This window comes from Streptomyces sp. NPDC041940, assembly GCF_055589465.1.
Genome location: NZ_JBVJBP010000001.1, coordinates 457121 through 477004, shown reverse-complemented (window position 1 = coordinate 477004; position 19884 = coordinate 457121). Strand labels below are relative to the sequence as shown.

The following is a 19884-nucleotide window of genomic DNA, read 5'->3' as shown; positions in this document are numbered from 1 at the left end:
GGCGCTCAAGCCCCTGTCAGTCGAGGTCGGGCAAGGGGCGGCGGGCGACGTCACGGGCGTCCTCGGGCGGCACTCCCAGCATGCGCAGCAGCATCTCGGCGAGGCTGGACGCGGCCTCGTCGCCGTCGAGCTCCGGCCGGGCGAACCGCAGCTCCACCAGCGCCAGCAGGGAGCCGCCCAGGGCGGTCACGGCGACGGTGGGATCGGCGATGGTGAACCGGCCGGAGGCGATACCGGCCTCCAGATCACGCACCGCGCGCGGGCCCAGGCCCGATTCCGAGTGGATGTGCCCGAGGCCGCGGTGACGCAGCACCTGCATCAGCTCGGGCCGGGAGTCGGCCAGACGCGCACTGAGACGGAAGCCGGTCGCGACGAGTTCCGCCGGGTCGTCGACGCCCCGCAGATGCTCGTCGAAGGCCTGGCCGAGCTCTTCGAGGGCGTCCCGCACCGCCGCGTCGAACAGTTCCGTCTTCGACTCGAAGTGGTTGTAGAAGGAACCGAAGCCGACGTCCGCGCGCTCCGCGATCAACTGGATGCTCGCGCTGGTGTCCCCGGTCTCGGCGAGGATCTGCCGCGCCGCGCGGACGAGTGCCTGACGGGTCTCGGCACGGCGCCGTTCGAAACGGTTGCGGGGCGGGGCTGACGACGGCATGCGCGCGAGTCTAACAACGCCTCTCGGGGCGTCACAGTTCTGACGAAATCCTCAGTCTCAGCGCGGGCAGCTATTGACGATCGAAAAGTCAAAGCTGATGATTTCCTCAATTCAGCAACGTTGCTTGGAGGACGTCATGTCCAAGACGGCCCATCAGGACCTCCACAGCGAGCGGGGCGCCCTGCGTGGCGAGCACACCGGCCGCTCCCGGAACCCGGTGATCAAGGTGGCCGACCTGGCCTGGCTGGAGTTCGAGAAGCCGGACCTGGACCGCGCCGAGGTCTTCGCCCGGGACTTCGGCTTCGCCGTCGCCGCCCGCACCGAGCGGGAACTGTGGCTGCGCGGCACCTTCGCGGGCTCACCGTGCATGGTGATCCGGCGCGGCCGTACGTCCCGCTTCATCGGCCCGGCCTTCCGCGCGGCGGAGCGGCCCGACCTGGACCGGCTGGCCCGGGCGACGGGCACGGCCGTACGGGACGCCGATGTGCCGGGCGACGGAAGGGCAGTCGACCTGCTCGACCCCTCGGGCTTCCCCGTACGGGTGGTGCACTGCGGCGAGGACCTGCCGCCGCTGCCCGAACAACGGCCGCTCCTGCTCAACACCGGCACCGGGCACCCCCGTACGAACGCCGCACAACGGCCCCCACGCGAACCGTCCCGGATCCAGCGGCTGGGCCATGTCGTCCTGGAGACCCGCGTGTTCACCCGGGCCCTGGACTGGTACCTGGACACGCTCGGCATGATCGTGTCCGACTTCCTCTTCCTGGACGGGCAGCGCGAGCGCGGCCCGACCATGGCGTTCATCCGCTGCGACCAGGGCGGCCTGGCCGTGGACCACCACACGCTGGCGATGCATCTGGGGCCGGGCACGGGCTACGTCCACTCCGCCTACCAGGTGACCGACCTGGACTCCATCGCCGCCGGCGGCGAGTACCTGGCCGAGCGCGGCTACCGGCGCAGCTGGGGCATCGGCCGGCACATCCAGGGCAGCCAGCTCTTCGACTACTGGCGCGACCCCGACCGTCTCATGCTGGAGCACTACGCCGACGGCGACCTGTTCTCCTGCGACGTCGAGCCGGGCTGGGCGCCCATGTCGACGAGCGGCCTGGCCCAGTGGGGCCCACCGGCCACCCGCGACTTCCTCGGCGCGAGCCCCTCCCCGCAACGCGTCCGCGATGTCGTCCAGGCCCTGCGGGGCGACAACGAGCTGGATCCGGCACGGCTGCTGGGCCTGCTGAAGGCCGCGAACTCCTGACCATCTCTCCCGTGAAGAGGCAACCGACATGAGCACCAACGTCCTGCGCACCGCCGACGGCTGGTGGGTCACCCTCGGCGACCGCGCCGTCCCCGTCGACACCAAGGCCGTCACCACGGCCGAACTCCTGGCCGACCGGGCCGCCGTACGGAAGGCGGCTCTGTCCGGCGAGGCGGGCACACCGGTCGCCGACCTGGCACCCCTCTCCCCGGTCACCACCCCCTGCCGGGTGGTCGCCCAGATGGTCAACTACCGCAGCCACGCCCGCGATTCGGGCTTCACCGGCGACATCCCGCCCGCCTTCTTCCGCAAGGCGTCCGGCTCGGTCAGCGGCCCGCAGGACACCATCGTCCGCCCGCCGCACGTGCGGCTCCTCGACTACGAGATCGAGCTGGGCCTGGTCATGGGCGCGCCGCTGAGCGTCGGCACCGTCGTAGAGGAAGGCGATCTGCCGTCGTACGTCGCCGGGCTCGTGATCACCAACGACGTCAGCGCGCGGGACGTACAGCTGACCAGGACCCAGTTCTACGAGAGCAAGTCGTACCCCACCTTCACACCGACCGGCCCCGTCCTCTGCCTTCTGGAACCGGAGAACTTCACCCATCTCCCCGACCTGCGACTGAGGTTGTCGGTCAACGGCGAGCCACGCCAGGACCGCACCCTCGCCGACATGATCGTCCGTCCGGCCCGGGCACTCACCCTGCTGGCCCGCTTCCAGACCCTCGACCCCGGCGATCTGCTGCTGACCGGCACGCCGGGGGGCACGGCGCTGAAGGCTCCGCCGAAGCCGGTCGAGAAGATCGGCGCGCTGCTGCCGCCCGGGATGAAGTGGAAGGCGTTCTTCAAGTCGCAGGCCAGGAAGCCGCGTTACCTGCGGCAGGGCGATGTCGTCACCGCCACCATCACCACCCCTGACGGCAGGATGGACCTGGGCGAGCAGCGCACGCCCGTGGCCGACGCGCGCTGAGATCCGAGGTGAGCCGCACATGACCGTAGAGCACTTCGAGCAGATCGAGCACGCCGCGGCCGACGTGCCCGTGGTGATCGCCGGAGCCGGCCCCGTGGGCGTGACCGCCGCCCTCCTCCTGGCCCGGCGCGGCGTACGTACCGTCGTCCTCGAACGCCACCACGGCGTCTACCCCCTGCCGCGTGCCGTCGCCGCCGACGACGAGGTCCGCCGCATCCTCCAGGCCGCTGGTGTGGAGGCAGAGTTCGCCGCGATCGCCCGCCCCGCGCGGGGCCTGCGGCTGCTGGACGCCCGACACCGGGTGCTGGCCGAGTTCCCACGCGCCGCGCGGGGCGCCCACGGCTTCCCGCAGACCAGCATGTTCGACCAGCCGGAGCTGGAGCGGGTCCTGCGCGGGGCCCTGGCGCGCACGCCGGAGTGCGAGCTGCGCGGCGGGGTGGAGGTCGTCGGCGTGGGGCAGAACGAGGACGGTCCGGTGCGCGTGACCTACCGCGACGACGCAGGCGAACACGTACTGCGTGCGGACGCCGTCCTCGGCTGCGACGGCGCCAACAGCCTCACCCGCGAGGCCATCGGCGCCGGCTGGGAGGACCTGCGCTTCGAGGAACGCTGGACCGTCGTAGACGTCCGCACGAGGCTCCCGGTCCGCTGCTGGGAAGGCGTGGAACAGACCTGTGATCCACGACGCCCGGCGACGTTCATGCGCGTCGGCGAGGACCGCTATCGCTGGGAGTTCCGCGCACAGGACGACACGGAACCGGCTGACGAGCAGCTCCGGGAACTGCTGGCCCCATGGGTGGACCTCACGGACGCTTCCGACTTCGAGATGCTGCGCCAGGCGCGCTACACCTTCCGGGCCCGGACAGCCGACCGCTGGCGCCGGGGCCGGATCTTCCTCCTCGGCGACGCGGCCCACCTCACCCCGCCGTTCATCGGGCAGGGCCTGTGCGCGGGCCTACGGGACGCGCACAACCTGGCCTGGAAGCTCGCCGCCGTCCTCCGGCGGGGCGCGGACGAACGCTTGCTGGACACGTACGAGAGCGAACGCAAGCCGCACGCCCGCCACATGATCCGGCTCGCGGTCGCGATGGGCTGGGCGATGACCGGCGGCCAGGACGGCGCAGCCGCTCTCCGCCGTGGTGCGCTGAACGCGGCGGTCCGCATCCCCGGCCTGACGACGGCCGCCGCGCGCGACCTCAGTCCGGCCCTGACGGCGGGCCCGCTGGTCTGCAGCCGCCCTCTCGGGGCGGGCCGTGGCCTGGTGGGCCGCATGTGCCCTCAACCGTGGGTGACGGCGGCCGGGCCCCCGGAACACCGCACCCGCCTGGACACCCTGCTAGGCGACTCCTTCGCGGTCCTGACGACGGGGCCACCGTCCCCCACCCTCCAGGCCGTGGCCGATGCCCTCGGCGCCCGGACGATCCTCGTGACCGAGCTCGGCGACGACGGCCGAATCGCGTCATGGCTGCGCACGGGACGGGCGGACGCCGTACTCCTACGCCCGGACCGGGTCGTGATGGACGTGGTCCCGCACGGGGGCGTCGAGTTCACGGCAGCCACGACCTGGGCGCCCCTGCTGCACACCACCACCCACACCCCACCCCTGCTCGAAGCGCGCTGAGGAGCACCGAGATGAAGTACCCAGACCCTTTTTTCACCCCCGATCCGGAGGCGGCGGCAACCAGCCGCATCGTGGACTTCACCCGCTGGGCGGCGACCCGGCACCGGGCGGTGGCGGCCGACGCCGACTACACCGCCCTGCACCACTGGTCGGTCACCGACCTGGAAGTCTTCTGGGGCGCGGTGTGGGAGTACTTCGCCATCGAGTCGGACACCCCGTACGAGCAGGTACTGGCCGAGGAGACCATGCCGGGCGCCCGCTGGTTCCCCGGGGCCACCCTCAACTACGCCCACCACGCCCTGCGCAACCTCACCGACGACGAGGCGGCGATCATCGCCCTGGACGAGACCGGTTCCGGCTACGAGGTGACGGGTCAGCGGCTACGCGCCCACGTCGCCTCGCTCGCCGCGACCCTGCGCGACCTGGGAGTGGAAACGGGCGACCGAGTGGTCGGCTACCTGCCCAACACCCCACCCGCGATCATCGCGTTCCTGGCCGCCGCGAGCCTGGGCGCCGTCTGGTCGGTGTGCGGCCAGGACTACGCGCCCCGGGGCCGCCGCAGACCGGTTCGCCCAACTCGAACCCACGGTCCTGATCGCCGCCGACGGCTACCTCTTCAACGGCACGACCCACGACCGCAGGGACGCCACGCGTGAACTGGCGCAGTCCCTCCCGACATCGAAGGCCACGCTCCTGGTCGACCACTTGGGCCTGCCCTGGCAGGACTTTGGCCACCCCTCCCTCTCGGTCCCATGGGAGGAGGCGGTAACCCGCACCGAGGAACTGGCCTGCACTCCGGTGCCATTCGACCACCCTCTGTGGGTCGTCTTCTCCTCCGGCACCACCGGCTTGCCCAAGGGCATCGTCCACGGCCACGGCGGCGTCCTGCTCGAACACCTCAAGACCCTGGCCCTGCACTCGGACCTGGGCCCCGGCGACCGCCTCCTCTGGTACACCACCACGCACTGGATGATGTGGAACCTGCTCGCCTCGACGCTGCTGACCGGCGCGACGACCTGCACGTACGACGCAGCCCGGCGCCGTCCACGCAACCCGACCTCCTCTGGGAACTGGCCGCCCGCCACCGCGTGACCGTCTTCGGCACCAGCCCCCAATACCTCCTGGGCATGGCCAAATTCGGCATCGCCCCGTCGGCCCACGACCTCTCTTCCATCCGCGTGATCGGCTGCACCGGCTCCACCCTCCCGGCCTCCGCCTACCCCTGGGTCCGCGACCACGTCGGCGCCGATGTCCTGCTCGCCTCCATCAGCGGCGGCACGGACGTGGTCTCCGGCTTCGCCGGCAGCGCGCCGACCACCCCGGTGTGGGCGGGCGAACTGTCGGCACCCCACCTGGGCGTAGCCCTGGCGGCCTACGACGAGGCAGGCCTCCCACTCACCGCCCAGGTAGGCGAACTGGTCATCACCCGCCCCATGCCCTCCATGCCCCTGCACTTCTGGAACGACCCCGACGGCACCCGCTACCACGACGCCTACTTCTCCACCTACCCCGGCGTCTGGCGCCACGGCGACTGGATCACCCTCACCCCGCACGGCTCGGTCATCGTCCACGGCCGCTCCGACAGCACCCTCAACCGCAACGGCGTCCGCCTGGGCAGCGCCGACATCCACGACGTGGTGGAACGCCTGCCGGAGATCGCCGAGGCCCTGGCCATCGGGGCGGAGGAGCCCGACGGCGGCTACTGGATGCCGCTGTTCGTGGTCCCGGCGACCGGCTCCCCCTGGACGAAGCCCTCCGTGAAAAGATCAGAACGGCGATCCGCACCGGCGCCTCCCCGCGCCACATCCCCGACGAGATCCTCGAGGTACCGGCCATTCCCCACACCCGCACCGGCAAGAAGCCGGAATTCCCGGTCAAGCGCCTCCTCCAGGGCGCGCCAGCGGAGCAGGTGGTCAATCGGGCGTCGGTGGATGCGCCGGAACTCATCGACTACTTCGCCCGGCTGGGGGCGGAACGCCGGGGTCGGAGAACCACCGGGGCTTGAGAGCAGCACCGATCATCACCGGCGTCGTCCTCCCCTGGCATTCGTGCCCTGAGATCGGCGAGACTCGCCTTACCGACCGCCGGTGTGTTCCGGCGGCACAATGAACTCCAGGGTGGCGCCCACCACCCGCCCCCTCCGAAGCGGGGTGGTCTGAAGCACGCGATGGCTCAGGCTGGAAGCTCCGGGGCATGTACGTAAACTCAGTCAAGCGACACACCGCCGTGCCACTCATACACGCGTGACCCGGTCCGTACCTTGAGCCAGAAGCCACCGCACGTTCCGGAGGAGATCATGTCCAAGAGCACGAGATCGGCCCCGGTTCTCGTCACCTTGGCGGAGATCGCCCGCATCGCTGGGGTGGGCCGGGCCGCCGTGAGTAACTGGCGACGAAGATACGACAGCTTCCCGCCTCCGGCAGGCGGCACTGACAAGAGCCCACAGTTCTCACTGCCCGACGTCGAAGCGTGGCTGAAGCAGCAGAACAAGGTCAAAGCGACAGCGCACCCTTTGGATCGACTCTGGCCAGAGTACGAAGCCTTGGGCGAGCGCGACGCAGCGGGTCTGTTGGTGGCCGAGGTCGGGCTGCGGCTGAGCGGGGTCCACGCCGGCGGGCCGGCGGACGGGGTTGGATTCGACCAGCGCCGGGCCGACCTGCTGGAGAGGACTCTGGGGCTGGCGGCCACGGAAGATGCCGGAGCCGCCTTCCAGCTGCTGCTGAACCGATGGCTCCACACCCATGTGCGGCAGATCACCACGACCCCGACGCGACTTGCCGAGCTCATGCTCAGGATCGCCGACCTCAGCCACCCGAATCCGGTACGTACGGTCCTGGACCCCGCATGCGGCACAGGAACGCTGCTGGTTGCCGCCGGCCGTGCATGGGGTGGCGGGAGCGAGCCGCCTGTACGTCTGCTCGGCCAGGACAACGACGAGATCCTCGTGCGGCTGGCCAAGGCGCGGATCGCCGTCGAGGGCCTCGCCGAGAGTGACCTGTCGAGTATTTCCCTGGAGCCCGGCGACACGCTGCGGGCCGATGCCCATCCCGGGGCACGGGCTGACGTTGTGCTGTGCAATCCGCCGTCGAATGAACGCGACTGGGGTCACGCGGAGCTCGCCACCGATCCGCGCTGGGTGTACGGACAGCCTCCGCGTACCGAACCGGAACTCGCCTGGGTGCAGCACACGGTGGCGTCACTGGCCCCCGGGGGTGTGGCCGTGCTGGTGTTGCCGCCCGCGGTCGCGGCCCGTCGTGCGGGCAGGCGGATCCGGGCGGGTCTGCTTCGGGCCGGCCTGCTCCGAACAGTGATCGCGCTGCCGCCGGGAGCCGCCCCGCCCTACGGTGTGGGTCTGCACCTGTGGGTGCTGCGCGCCGGGAACTCTGACGGGGAAACTGAGGAACCGCGGGCCGAGATCACACTGGTGGACACCGCACACGATCCGCTCCCGGTGCACGACAGGAGCGGTGTCGACTGGCCGGCGGTGACGGCACAGGTGACGGATGCCGTCCGCGGCAGAGAGACGCGCGGCAGCGTTTCCGTCCCCGTGGTCGATTTGCTGGACGAACAGGTGGACCTGACGCCGGCTCGCCACATCCCCAGGACACGCGCCGCGACCATCGCCGACCTCGGGCGTTCCTGGGCTCGATTCGACACCCACCTGAGCGAACTGCGGGAGATCACCGACGGTTTGTCGTCATTGCAACCCGCGGATGACGACGAGACCGTGCCGCTCATCAGCGTGGGCGAGCTGGAACGGGCCGGTGCACTGCGGATCCGCTCGGGCCAGGCACTGCCGGAGGAGCTGGTGCGCCGGGGGGAGCGCCTTGAAGACGAGGTTCATGTCCTCATCGGAGGCCCCCTGGTCGAGCGGGCACAGCTTTGGCTGCCCTCATCGGCTGTCGCGAAAGGCGAGCGGGACGAATCGCTCACTGTCACGGCACCGCAGGACATTGTCGTCTCCGTGCTGGCGCGCGCCTTCGACGTACGGGTCGACACCGACGCCCCGTCGGTCGTCGGCCCACAGCTCGCCGCACTCCGGGTGACGCCGACCGTCCTGGATCCCTGGTTCATGGCGGGTTGCCTGCGTGCCCCTGCCAACGTGCAACAGGCGGGCACCCATGCGTCGACCACGTCACGCATCGACGTACGACGGCTGCTGGTACCGAGGCTCGCCCTGGAGGAGCAGCGACGGTACGGGGAGATCTACCGGCGGGTCGTCGTGTTCGAGCGTGAACTATCCGGGTTGCGGACGGTGGGTGCCGAACTCGGCAGATCGCTTGGGGATCTACTCGCCGCAGGTCAACTGCCCCGCATGTGAGTTCTACGGTTCGGGCAACCGGGAGAGGAGGCCGGCCACCTTCTTCCCATAGCCCGACTCGGTCAGCTCCAGTGCGACCTCCCGACATCGACGAGCCAGTCCCTCCGGCACCGGCCTGAGGGCGAGGACGTTACGGACCGTCGCCTGCCACCCTGCCAAGGCACCGGCGAAGTCCTCCTCGGCCAAGCGGCATTCGGTGACACCGAGCTCCGCGTCCAGGACAAGGGGGTCCAAGACCTCCCCGCCGTCGGCCACTTCCGCGTACAGACTCTTCGCGTCAGCCGTCCGCCCGTCCAGGAGAGCCGCGTCCGCACACACCTGCCGAGCCTCCAGTACCACTCGCTCACGGGCGCCCCAGTCCGCGACGGCTCGGGGCAGCAGATCCAGGAGTTCGGCACAGCGGCCGCCCGGAGCGTCCGCCAGCTCCGCCCGAGCCAAGGCGATGCGTCCGACGAAATCGTTGCGGCCCAGCCAGCCCCCGCGACGACGGTGGGAACGGCGCGCCGGCCCACGACGTCCAAAGGGCCCGCGCGCGTCGATCGCCAGGGGCGCCTCAGCCAGTCGGTAGCGGGCGGTCGGGTCCGGGTCCAGCTCCGGGTCAGGCGCCGGATCGCCGGGCTTCGGGAGAAAGTCCCGCAGGATGCCCAGCACCTCGTTGATGGTGCGAGGACGGTCGGCCGGAGCCTTGGCCAGCAGGTCCCAGACCAGGTCGTCGAGTTCCTCCGGGATACCGACGTTGATGCCGCGCAGGCGCGGAGGCAGGTCCTCGAGGTGCTGAATATCCTTGTTCCGGTCCGGCTTGTCCTCGAAGGGGCGCTCCCCCGTGAGAAGTTCGAAAACGACGCAGCCGAAGGCGTAGAGGTCTGCGGACGCCGAGATGTCCTGCTGACCACGGCGCTGTTCGGGTGCCATGTACCCGACGGTGCCGGGAGTGTCGCCGAGCGCGGTGTAGCGAGTGGCGTCGGGATCGGTCAGGTGCGCGATGCCGAAGTCGAGCAGCTTGACCGCGCCGTCCCCGGAGGCCACCACCACGTTGCCCGGTTTCAGATCCCGATGCACCACACCGCACGCGTGGGCATGCCCCAGAGCCTCGGCGACCTCCACCGCGATGACGATCGCGGCGTCGAACGGGAACGGCCGACGCAGGTCCAGGAAGTCCCGCAGGCTGATGCCCTCGACGTACTCCATGACGAGGTACGGCTCTTCGCGCAGGTAGCCACGGTGGAGCAGGCGCGGAATCCCGGGATGGTTCAGCTCTTCGAGGATGGCGCCCTCGCGTTCGAACCGCTTCAGCAGCTCGATCCGCCGACGGGCGCGCTCCGCGGAGCTCAGGCGACCCAGCGTGTAAGTGTCGAAGCGCAGAACCTTGACCGCGACCGTCTGCCCGTTCTCCACATCGGTCGCTGTCCAGATGAGCCCCATGCCCCCCTGGTCGAGCGCTTCCTCAACACGGTAGCGGCCGTCGAGGACTTCCCCGGCTTCCACGCCTCACCCCGCTTTCAATGACACGGTGTCAGCCACACTGTAGCGGTTCACGCGCCACATGAGGGATATCGCTTGACTGAGTTCACAGACTTGCGCTTCCCTGGAACCGTTGTCACTCTCGTCCCGACCACACCCTTGAAGGGTGCATCGTGTCGCTTCACCTTTCTCCGCCCGGAACGGACGGCGACGTCCGGCTCGTCCGCACCTCTCTGCCGCTGCTGCGCGAGGACCCCCAGGACTGCCCCCGGGGCAACTCCCTGCGGGCCAGGCCGTTCATCCGCCAAGCCCCGAAGCGCCCTCGTGGGAAGCCGATCGAGGACTTCGCACTCGGGCCGGTCATGGCCGGCCTGGACGCGGTCGAGCACGACGGCCTGGACCTTGAAGGTGCACTGGCGCGACTTCGAGCGAACAACAAGTACCACGCAGCCCATCTGAGTTGGGCTGAATCAGCCGTTCGTTCCTACCTGTCGGCGCGCGAGGTTCGGGAGGCGCGAAGGCGCGAGTCCGGGCGCGCGGCGACCACCCCGGTGCGGGCCCAGTGGGTGGCCATCACGGAGAGTGGAGTCCCGGACGCCCGCGGGGCTACCCGCTACGAGCGCACCGCGTGGGGACGCCGCTACGCCTCCGCCGACGGATCGGAACGAGAGCTGTGGCTGCTGTCCGTGAACGACGTCAAGCGTGACCGTCCCGCCGCCGAGATCGCGGAAGCGGCCGCCGTGGCGGTCACGGGCGTCCCGTCCCACTCGGCTTTCGGTGATGTCTTCCGGGCGGCCGAAGGCAGCGCCCTCCGGCCGAGTCACGTGCGGGTCATCGGCGTCGGCTGCGGCACCGGCGATCACGACGTCCTGGCCGACTGGGACTCCGACGAGGCCGAGCGACGGTTCGCCGATCACGCCAAGCCGGTCCTCGCGAGGGTCGTCGAGGGCGAACGACTCAACCCGGGCTCCGCATGTGTGCGTTGCGAGGCGCTGGCGGGCTGCGCCGCCCCCCGCCGGGCTCCCGGCGTCCTGGGCGTCCCGGCGCCGCGTCGCCCTCGAGCGCGTCGGTCCGTCTCGGCGACCGATCTGCGCGTCCACGCTCGGTGTCCGGCACGGTTCCATCTGACCCGAGTGCTCCACCTGAAGTCCGGTGAGCCCGAGAGTGAGCCGATCCGCAGGGGCCGCGCCATCGACGACTGGCTCAACCTGAGCCATGCGGAGGGGTGTTGCGCTACAGCGCCGCTGCCGGAACACCTCCCCGGGCTGTCCCCGGCCGAATTGCCTCCCGCTCTCGCCATGATCGCCGAGCACCGGCGCGCCTGCCCGCTCGACGGCCTCCCGTCCACGGAGCGGGTGCGTGTCCAGCCCCGCCTGACGGCGTACGACCCGGACCTCGACGTCGTACTGATCGCCGATGCCGACCTGCTCTACACCCGCTCCGGCGGCTGGATCTGGCACGAGACGAAGACGGCCGCCAAACGGCCTTGGGAGCACCAGGACTTGTTGCGGACGTATCCGCAGCTCGCCTTCGCGGTGCTGATGATGTCCGCCGGAGTGCCCGGCGGTGATCCTCGCCGTTCGCTGATCGAACTCGAGGTGCTGTACGAGGACGGCTCGCGCTGCGAGGAGGTCGATCCCGGCGATCCGGACACCCAGGCCGAGGCCCGCCGCATCATCGCCGAACTCGCCGGGCCCTGGGCCGTCGACGAGGCCTACCCCCCAAACCCGGACGACCACTGCGCGGGCTGCGACGTGCTCGCGCACTGTTCGGCCGGCCGCGCCCACCTGGAAGCCCTGTGAGCGCGGCAGCTGACACCGCCGACTGGTCCGCGCACCGCGGCATTCCCCTGATGCGCACACTGGCGACGGCACTCACCGTCCTGGACACCGCCACCGGGCCGGAGGCCCACGCACTCCCGTACCCGCCAGAGGTGCAACGCGCCCTGGACCGGACGGTGCTGGCCTGCCTGGAGCTCGGGGCCGAGCCTCCGGTCAGTCTGCCGGACCTGCTGGCGTGGTGCCGTGAGCGCCCCGTGGCCGACTGGCCGGTGGACCTGCCGTCCGAGGCGGCCGGCCCGGACGACGTGCTGCTTGACCCGGAGTCCTCCCGCCCCACCGAGCTGTGTTACGAGTGGGCGGAGCAGTTCTCCGACAGCGCGGTGGTGCTGTACGACCGGGAGGTCATCCGCGCCGCGCTGCGGCTGTGCCGAGAGTACGGCGAGGAGGACGCGTACACCGAGTTTCGCCGACTCCTCGTCTCCCGGCCGGTCCTCACCGCGGCGGACGAATGGATGCTCTCCCTGGACCATGTGCTCGACCCGGTCAAAGAGCTCCTCAGCCGTGTCTACCGCCCCGTTCCGGACAGCTATCTGCGCGACGGCGCCTACGCGACCTGCGGGCGCTGTCTCACGCTGCTCACTCCGTTGCACGGGGGTGGCTGGTGGTGCGAGCGGGACCGCTGCCGCCGCCGGGGACAACCGCCGGTCGGTCGCCGATTCCTGCGCGAGGAGGTCGGGGAGCTGCTGCAACTGGCCCGGCCGTTGCGCCAGTTCGTCACGGGCCCTGGCCGGGCGGAGGCGAGGCTGGAGGAACGGCTGACAGCACTCGGGCTGAGGGTGAGGATGTGGCCGGCCTATGACGCGTACGACGTGCACGTCACGTTCCCCGACGGCCGTGTGTGGGCGGTGGACGTGAAGGACTGGGCCCACCCCGCCTTTCTCGGGCGGGCCGCACGCCCGGTCCCTCAGGAACCTCCGTACGACGAGGCCTTCTGGGTGGTGCCGCAGGACCGTGTCGACGACCGGCCCGGCTACATCGCCACCTACGAACGCAACCGGCCGGCCCTCGCACGCCATGTGGCACTGCTCCCCGACACCGAACTGATCGCCCGCGCGAAGGACCGACTCACGCGCACCAGGGACACCACTCACCGGAAGGAGTCCGACGATGCGTGACCGCGAGAGCTGGCACCGGCCCGTCAGTGCGGAACTGACCCGGCTGTGGGACGAGGTACCGCCCGAACTGGGCACCGTGAAGCCCAGCCTGCTGTGCCAGACTGAGTTGGCGCTGCGCGTCCTGGAGCGCGTGGCGCCCGACGAGCCCGCCTCCGGGGCGTACCCCCTCTTCGGCGGCTACGACTTCGCTCGGGCCCGCGGCTACGTCACGACTCCCACGCACGAGGTGCTGCTCACCGCCGGTCGCCATCTGCTGTGGCATCTGCGCCGACGGCGCACCTGGCACCAGACGCTGGAGACCTATCTCGCCCTCCCCGAGCGGCTGCGCGCCTACGACGCTCCCACCCTCGATCGTCCCGCGCGACGTCGCGAACCAGCCGTCGCCTCGGACCGTTTCACCGTGTACGACACCGCTCTGGCCGCCCTGCCTCCGCTGGCCCGCAAACCCCTCCCCCTCGCTCCGGCAGGTCGCGCCACGTTCGTCGACCGGCGACGGCCCACGTCGGTGACTCTTCCCGAGTGGCTCCGGCCGGAGCCGGGTCCCGGGCACGAGCCGGAGGCGGGACGTCCGGGAAAGGGCGCACCCCTCACGATCACCCGCGCCGAACTCGTGCAGACGGCACGCTGGATGGATGCCACCGAACGGGACAACGAGATCGAGCACCCGGGCCACTGGGAGGATCGCCTCACGGAGCTGCACATCCTGCCGCGCGACGCGGACGGTCTCGGCTTCTCCGGGGAAGGCGAGCTCCGCCTGGACGGCCTGCTGCACCTCGCGGGCATGGTGGGCGCCGGCAAGTCGACCCTGATGACCCTCCTGGCCGTGTGGGCGGCACGCTGCACCCCGCAGCTGCGCACCACTCTCGTGGTGGGCGACGTCGCCGAACAGCTCCGCCTCACGACACTGCTGTGCGACCTCGGTCTGGCCGCGACGCCCGTGCTCGGCCTGACCACCCGTGAGACCCATGTGCGGCGCCTGCACAGGCGCCTCGCGTCCCGTGGCCTGCCCAATCTCCTGGACCACGACGATCCCGGTTTCGATCACCTGAGCACCGTGTGCGTCGTGGACGCCCTGCGCGGAACCGAGACTGCACAGCCCCTCCGGTTCGCGGACGCGCCGTGCACTGCGCTCCACCCGGAGAGGAAACGGGCGGACAACCGGCAGCCGGAGACGGCTCTCCCCGAGCCCTACGAACCCGGAGAGCGGCGCCTGCGGTCCGGCGACGAGGGCGTCCCGGAGGCGAAAGGAACCCCGCACGGCTGCCCTGCCTGGTACGCGTGCCCCCGTCACCGCGCGGCCCGCGAACTCGTCGACTCGCTGATCTGGGTGGCCAACCCAGCCAGCCTCGTGCAGTCGGCCGTGCCGCGTCACCTCGGAGACGAGCGGCTGCGCCATCTCGAACTGGCCTGCCTGCGCAGCGACATCATCATCGTGGACGAGTCCGACTCAGTACAGATGAAACTGGACGAGATCTTCGCGCCGTCGGCGACGCTCGTGTCGCCCGGCCCCGAGTCCTGGCTCGACCAACTGCAGACGCACCGGATCGAGGAGCTGTCCCGGCAGGGCCGGCTGCCGCTGACCGACCAGGAGGTCGAGCGTTGGTCCGCCTCGCTCACGGTGGTACACGCCGCGACGGACCGCCTCTACAAACTGCTCATTTCCGACGCGGACCTCCGCGAGTGGGCCGATATCGAGTACTTCAGCCCGTGGACACTGCAGGAGAAGCTGCTGCGCTCGTGGTTCACGCAGGATTCCGGCCCCGGGGCGCCGGACGGAGTGCCGGACGAGGCGGAACTGTACGAGGCCTACGAGGACGACGCACCCGCTCCCGAGCAGCCGGGTCTCGAGGCGGATGCCCGGCGGGCCGAACTGACCGAGCGCTTCGACGACTTCCGCGACGATCCCTTGGGTGGTCGCGGCCCGTACGGGAACGCCACCGACGAGCTGGTGCGCCTCGCTCAGGACCTGCTCACCACCCTGTCCTCCACGGACACCAGGGCGCGTGTCCTCGCTGTGCTGCACCCCCTGCTGTCGGGCACTCCGGCGGCCGGGAAGGCTCGGGATGAGCAGTGGCTGGATCTGACGGCCCGGCGCCTTGAGTTCATGCTGCTGCTGAGCGCCCTGAACCAGCGGCTGGACCGGTTGGTCTTCCTCTGGCCGCAGGTCGAGGCCGCCCTCCACCTCGACTCGACCGGCAACGAGCTCTCCCGCCGGCCTCCGCTGGACTACGCACCCCTGGTTCCTGAGGCGCCGATGGGCAACGTCCTCGGTTTCCAGTACCTGCCCGACGAGCGGGAACACAACCTGGACGGGCAGCGCAGCGGCACCCTGCGCTTCTTCCGGTGCGCGGGGGTGGGTCGCGAGCTCCTTCTCACACTTCCCGACGTGGGCGCCGATCCAGGACGCCGGCGCAAGGGACCCCACGTCGTGTTGATGTCCGGCACCAGCTGGGCGGGCAGGTCGACTCGCGCACATGTCGTCGCCCCCGTCGGCGCTGTCCTCACACCATCCCGCCGGTCGCTGGAAGCAGTGAGCGAGTCGGTCTTCACCACCCACTTCCTGTACGACGACGAGGGCCGCCCCCTCAGTCTGTCCGGCACGGAGCCCAAGGCACGGCCGGCCGCCTGCAAGGCGATGGTCCGACGACTCGGGCTCCCCGGCCGGGGCGGCGCGCCGAGTCCTCTGGAACAGGAACTGGCCAAGGTCGCCGACAGTCGTCGGCGCCGGGCGATCCTCCTCGTCGGCAGCTACAAGGAGGCGAACACGGCGGCCGACACCCTGCACGAGATGGAGCGCTGGCACGGCCGGGTCCGAGTGCTGGCCGCCGACGACGCCGATCTGGAACAGGCCGTACGCGGTTCGGGAGCCCCCCGCCCGGAGGAAGAACGGGCCACGGCTCTGCGCAGGGGCGACCTCGCCACCTTCGCCGAGGACCCGGCGGCGGAGATCCTCGTGGCGCCGCTGATGGCCGTGGAGCGCGGGCACAACATCCTCAACGCCCAGCGCAACGCGGCCTTCGGCACGGCCCTGTTCCTGGCCCGGCCGCACCCGCGCCCCGACGACCTCGCCCTCGCGGTGTTCGCGATCAACGACTGGGCGACACGGTTCGCCCGCGACGAACCCGGTCTGGCGCAGGGCACGTTCAGCAAACTCGCCATGACCGCGCGGGACCTGGACGAGGCCGGTCTCGCCTTCCGCCATGTGGCCCGGGGCGAGTGGCGGCGACTGCTGTCACGCCGGTACATCTACTCCCGCCTGTCCGATCAAGAGAAGAAGTCCTTCACCTGGGACCAGCTCGTGACGATCTGGCAGGTCATCGGCCGCCTGGTGCGTGGCGGCGTGCCGGCGCGGGTCGTGTTCGTCGACGCCCGCTTCGCTCCGCGCACCGCCAAGCTGCTGTCTCCAGGAGCGACGGCGGTGTCGCTGCCCGAGGAGGACGGTCTGCTGACCGGCCTGAGGGACGTCCTCGCCCCGTACTTCGCAGACGGCACACAGCCCGGGGACTGCCCCGATCCGGCGGACCCGGTGGTCGCCCGGCTCCTCTACTCACCGCTCTACAAGGCGCTACGCGACATCACGCACCACACCTCCTGAACTCAGGCCTCTCCTCCGGAAGGACCCACCCATGGCGCGCCCCTATGCCTCCATCCGCACCGCCGCCGCCCGCCCCGTCTCCCCCGAGGCCTCGGTCGTTGAGCGGTACCGTGCGCTGCCCTTCCCCGAGGAGTGGACCGGCTCGCTCCTCACGCTGTGCAACGCGGGCCGTGAGAAGCCCCTGGAGAGCGTCCCCACGTTCCGCATGGACCAGGTCGTTCAGGCCCTCGCACCCGACATCCTGGTACGACCCCGCCCGAACCAGCACCGAGAGGAGGGCAGAGACTTCTGGCTCTACGCTCCGGAGGGCGTCCCCGATCCACTGCCCGACACGGCGCTGAAGGGCCTCCTCGGCGCCTGGCTGAGGGATCTGCGCCCGGAGCCCGAGTTCCGTTCCCTGCTCTCCGAGACCCGGTCCGCTCTGCTGGAGCGCCCGCCCCGGTGGCAGGAGGGCGTGCCTGTGGAGCTGCTGCGCTGCGACCGGCTGACCACCGGCGGTACCGCCGCGCCCGGTCCTCGTCAGTTCCAGCTGACCACCGACTGGCTGGCCCGGCGCATTCTCGCCCTGGAGCCCTACGATTTCGGGGCAGGGTTGCTTCACTTCCGGGCCATGCCCCGGGGGCCCCGGGACAGGGGGGCGGAACTGGTGTCCCAGGCCCTGGAGTTCGAGGACGACCGTGGTTCCGAGTGGTACTCGGTCGTCCTCAACATCACGCTCCAGACAGTGCCCTTCGACCCTCTGCCCCACTTCCACGTGCACAGCCACATCCGCAGGTACGCGACCCGGGTCAGTTCCAGGACCGGGCGGCTGTACCTGCCCTTCGGCCGTCGGACCACCGTACTGTTGCGGCCGCGTGTGCCCTGGCTGCCGGGAGCTCCGGCGAGCGACCGGTTCGCGGTGGCGCGGCTGGCCTGGAGCAAAGGCGCGCATGACTGGGTCGGGGGCGGCCCCGCCGGAATGCTGCGCGGCATGTCCCTCACGGAGTCCTTCCCGGACGCCGGGGCCATCCTGACCGATCCCCGGGGCTGGCTGACGGACGGCATGCGGGCGGCCGTCCTGTACAGCACGGCGATGGGCTCGCACAGAGTCGGCGCCGGTCTGATGACCGACCAGCGCTCGAAGATCGTGGAATGGGCCCTGCAGGCCCTGCCGGAGCAGCTGCGGCCGGTACCCGCGCTGATCCGCACCCGGCTGTCCGGCAGCACGCCGGACAACCCGCGCCAGGAGTCCTCGAAGGAACCGGTCAAGACGGAGGAGGAGCGCAGGCGCGCGGAGGCCCGCCGTATCGGCACGGCGTTCGCGCTGCGCCGTCTGTCCCCGACTGCGGAACCGGGCGAACTGCCCGTCCTTGAGGCGCGGTTGCTCTGGCAGACCACGGTGATGCGTGACACCGCGATCGCCGCGCTGGCCACGCACCTGGACCTCAAGGGTGACGGAGGCGTGCCGGCCTCCGCGGAGGACTACGACGGCCCCGTGGTCCTGGAGTGGCAGTCACCCGAACTGACCGTGCGCCTGCGCTGCCGCAGGCTGACGCGGTCCCTCGGTCACGACCTGCGCCTGCCCGAGGGCGCACGGCACTCTCGTGAGGCCGTCACCACCGCGATCCGGGAACGCCGCAGGGAGATGGCTGCCTTCCTCACGGAGGAGGCATCCCTCCCTGCTGCGGAGTCTGTGCCCACGCTCGCCCTGGTGGAGATCGACCGGGCGAAGGACTTCACGTCCGCCGACCACGACGCCAAGTTCGCGCTGCGGCTCGGCTGCGCCGACTCCGGCGTGCTGACCCAGTTCATGGCGGTGCCCAAGAAGGCCCAGGGCTACAACAGCGAGAAGAACAAGGAGTTCCGCGCGGCCAAGGCCTGGGACGACGGGCTGCGACAGCTCGGTGTGCGCGTCCATCCCGAGCACAGCCTCGGAGACCGGCTCCCCGAGGGCATGAGGTACGCGGCGGTGTGGATGGTGCGCAGGAACCGGCGCAGCCGCACGCGGTGGGCCGGCCATGTGCCGGTCGCGGTGCTGGTCACCCCGGACCCGTCCGGCGAGGGACTGGCCCGGGTGGAGGGCTGGGACGACCGGGCGCGCGCGTGGGTGCCGTATCCCACGATGCTGTTGCGGCTGACCAGGGAGGCCGAGGTGCCTGCCGGTCCGGTGCCGGTGCCGCGTGACGGCGAGGCCCCGGTGGCCCGGCTGTCCTGGTGGGCGGACATGAGGGAGCAGCGGCAGGCGACCGAGGAGTGGCTCCAGCGAGTGCGCCGCACGCTGCGCGGCACGCCGACCCTGCTGCTGGCGCACGGACAGAACATGCGCTCGCACTGGACCTGGCTGCAGGACGGCAACGTGGTCATGGACAAGTTCCGTGACGGCCACGCTCCTTCCCGTCGGCTGGACCCGGACCTGCGGCTGGTCCGCGTGCGCACCGCACGCGACCGGGAGACCGCACAGTGGTGGGCCGTGAATCCAGACGGGGCGAACGGCCTGGCCGCCCACCTGTGGACGGACCCGACCACGGCCCCGGAATCCGCCCGAGTGTTCTGGTCGACGACACCGAAGGCACGCACCTTCAAGCTGTCGGTGGCCGCCGACAAGCTGGCGCCGCGCGTCAACACCAAGGGCAAGGTCACCATCGACACCGACAAGGCCGCCTGGAACCCCGGTCTTGTGGAGCTCGCCGTCCTGGGCTGTCACCGCGAGGACGGCGACGAACCGGAGGCGCTCGCCCTGGCCGTCCACCAGCTCCGGCAGGCCCCGGACCTGCCGGACGCACTGAGCCTGCCTCTACCCCTGCACCTGGCCGGCCTGGCCCAGGAGTACGTGCTGCCGACGGTCAGCGAGGACGGCGAGGAGACCGCCGGCACCGTGACCGACGCCGACCCGGACACGGCCGCGGCGCCGGGTGCCGAGACGGCACCCGAGCTGGGGGCGTTCCCGGAGCAGCTCGCGCTGTCCCTGGACACGGATGAAGTCGGTTGGGGGCCGGGGGCGCCCTGAAGGGGCACGGGGACCGCGCGACCGGCCACGGCGGAGCCGCGGGGCGGACGGACGGCACGCCGGGGCGCTT

10 protein-coding genes and 1 pseudogene are annotated in these 19884 nt (G+C 70.9%); 9 read left to right on the top strand and 2 right to left on the bottom strand.

The window, feature by feature from the left end; translation table 11 throughout:
- Positions 1-16: 16 nt before the first annotated feature.
- The gene (locus ACZ6I3_RS02055; RefSeq protein ID WP_469410922.1) at positions 17-652 is read right to left on the bottom strand and encodes a TetR/AcrR family transcriptional regulator; all 636 of its coding nucleotides are present in this window, start codon (positions 650-652) and stop codon (positions 17-19) included.
- Positions 653-788: 136 nt separating this feature from the next.
- Here ACZ6I3_RS02055 and ACZ6I3_RS02050 point away from each other — a divergent pair, with 136 nt between their 5' ends.
- From ACZ6I3_RS02050 to ACZ6I3_RS02030, 5 genes and pseudogenes are all read left to right on the top strand, one after another.
- Positions 789-1907 carry a VOC family protein gene (locus tag ACZ6I3_RS02050; RefSeq protein WP_469410921.1) on the top strand — a complete coding sequence of 373 codons (1119 nt, stop codon included), beginning with the start codon at positions 789-791 and terminating at the stop codon, positions 1905-1907.
- Positions 1908-1935: 28 nt separating this feature from the next.
- Positions 1936-2874, top strand: coding sequence for a fumarylacetoacetate hydrolase family protein (locus tag ACZ6I3_RS02045; RefSeq protein ID WP_469410920.1), 939 nt, complete (start codon positions 1936-1938; stop codon positions 2872-2874).
- A gap of 19 nt (positions 2875-2893) precedes the next feature.
- Positions 2894-4495, top strand: a complete 1602-nt coding sequence (mhpA, locus tag ACZ6I3_RS02040) for a bifunctional 3-(3-hydroxy-phenyl)propionate/3-hydroxycinnamic acid hydroxylase MhpA (protein WP_469410919.1) — start codon at positions 2894-2896, stop codon at positions 4493-4495.
- 11 nt (positions 4496-4506) lie between these two features.
- A pseudogene (locus ACZ6I3_RS02035) lies at positions 4507-6500 on the top strand (acetoacetate--CoA ligase).
- A 291-nt stretch (positions 6501-6791) separates the two neighbouring features.
- Complete coding sequence (locus ACZ6I3_RS02030) at positions 6792-8816, top strand: N-6 DNA methylase (protein WP_469410918.1); 2025 nt, start codon at positions 6792-6794, stop codon at positions 8814-8816.
- Between the two features lie 3 nt (positions 8817-8819).
- Here ACZ6I3_RS02030 and ACZ6I3_RS02025 read toward each other — a convergent pair whose 3' ends face one another.
- Positions 8820-10301, bottom strand: a complete 1482-nt coding sequence (locus ACZ6I3_RS02025) for a serine/threonine-protein kinase (RefSeq protein WP_469410917.1) — start codon at positions 10299-10301, stop codon at positions 8820-8822.
- Positions 10302-10450: 149 nt separating this feature from the next.
- Here ACZ6I3_RS02025 and ACZ6I3_RS02020 point away from each other — a divergent pair, with 149 nt between their 5' ends.
- The 4 genes from ACZ6I3_RS02020 to ACZ6I3_RS02005 are packed head-to-tail and all read left to right on the top strand — an operon-like array spanning position 10451 to position 19814.
- Complete coding sequence (locus tag ACZ6I3_RS02020; RefSeq protein ID WP_469410916.1) at positions 10451-12079, top strand: PD-(D/E)XK nuclease family protein; 1629 nt, start codon at positions 10451-10453, stop codon at positions 12077-12079.
- Positions 12076-13233 carry a pPIWI_RE_Y domain-containing protein gene (locus ACZ6I3_RS02015; protein ID WP_469410915.1) on the top strand — a complete coding sequence of 386 codons (1158 nt, stop codon included), beginning with the start codon at positions 12076-12078 and terminating at the stop codon, positions 13231-13233. The genes ACZ6I3_RS02020 and ACZ6I3_RS02015 overlap by 4 nt, the downstream gene beginning before the upstream one ends.
- A complete protein-coding gene (locus tag ACZ6I3_RS02010; protein ID WP_469410914.1) occupies positions 13226-16828 on the top strand; it encodes a pPIWI_RE_Z domain-containing protein in 3603 nt (1200 codons plus the stop codon). Before ACZ6I3_RS02015 ends, ACZ6I3_RS02010 begins: the two co-directional genes overlap by 8 nt.
- 31 nt (positions 16829-16859) lie before the next feature.
- The gene (locus tag ACZ6I3_RS02005; RefSeq protein ID WP_469410913.1) at positions 16860-19814 is read left to right on the top strand and encodes a pPIWI_RE module domain-containing protein; all 2955 of its coding nucleotides are present in this window, start codon (positions 16860-16862) and stop codon (positions 19812-19814) included.
- Positions 19815-19884: the final 70 nt, after the last annotated feature.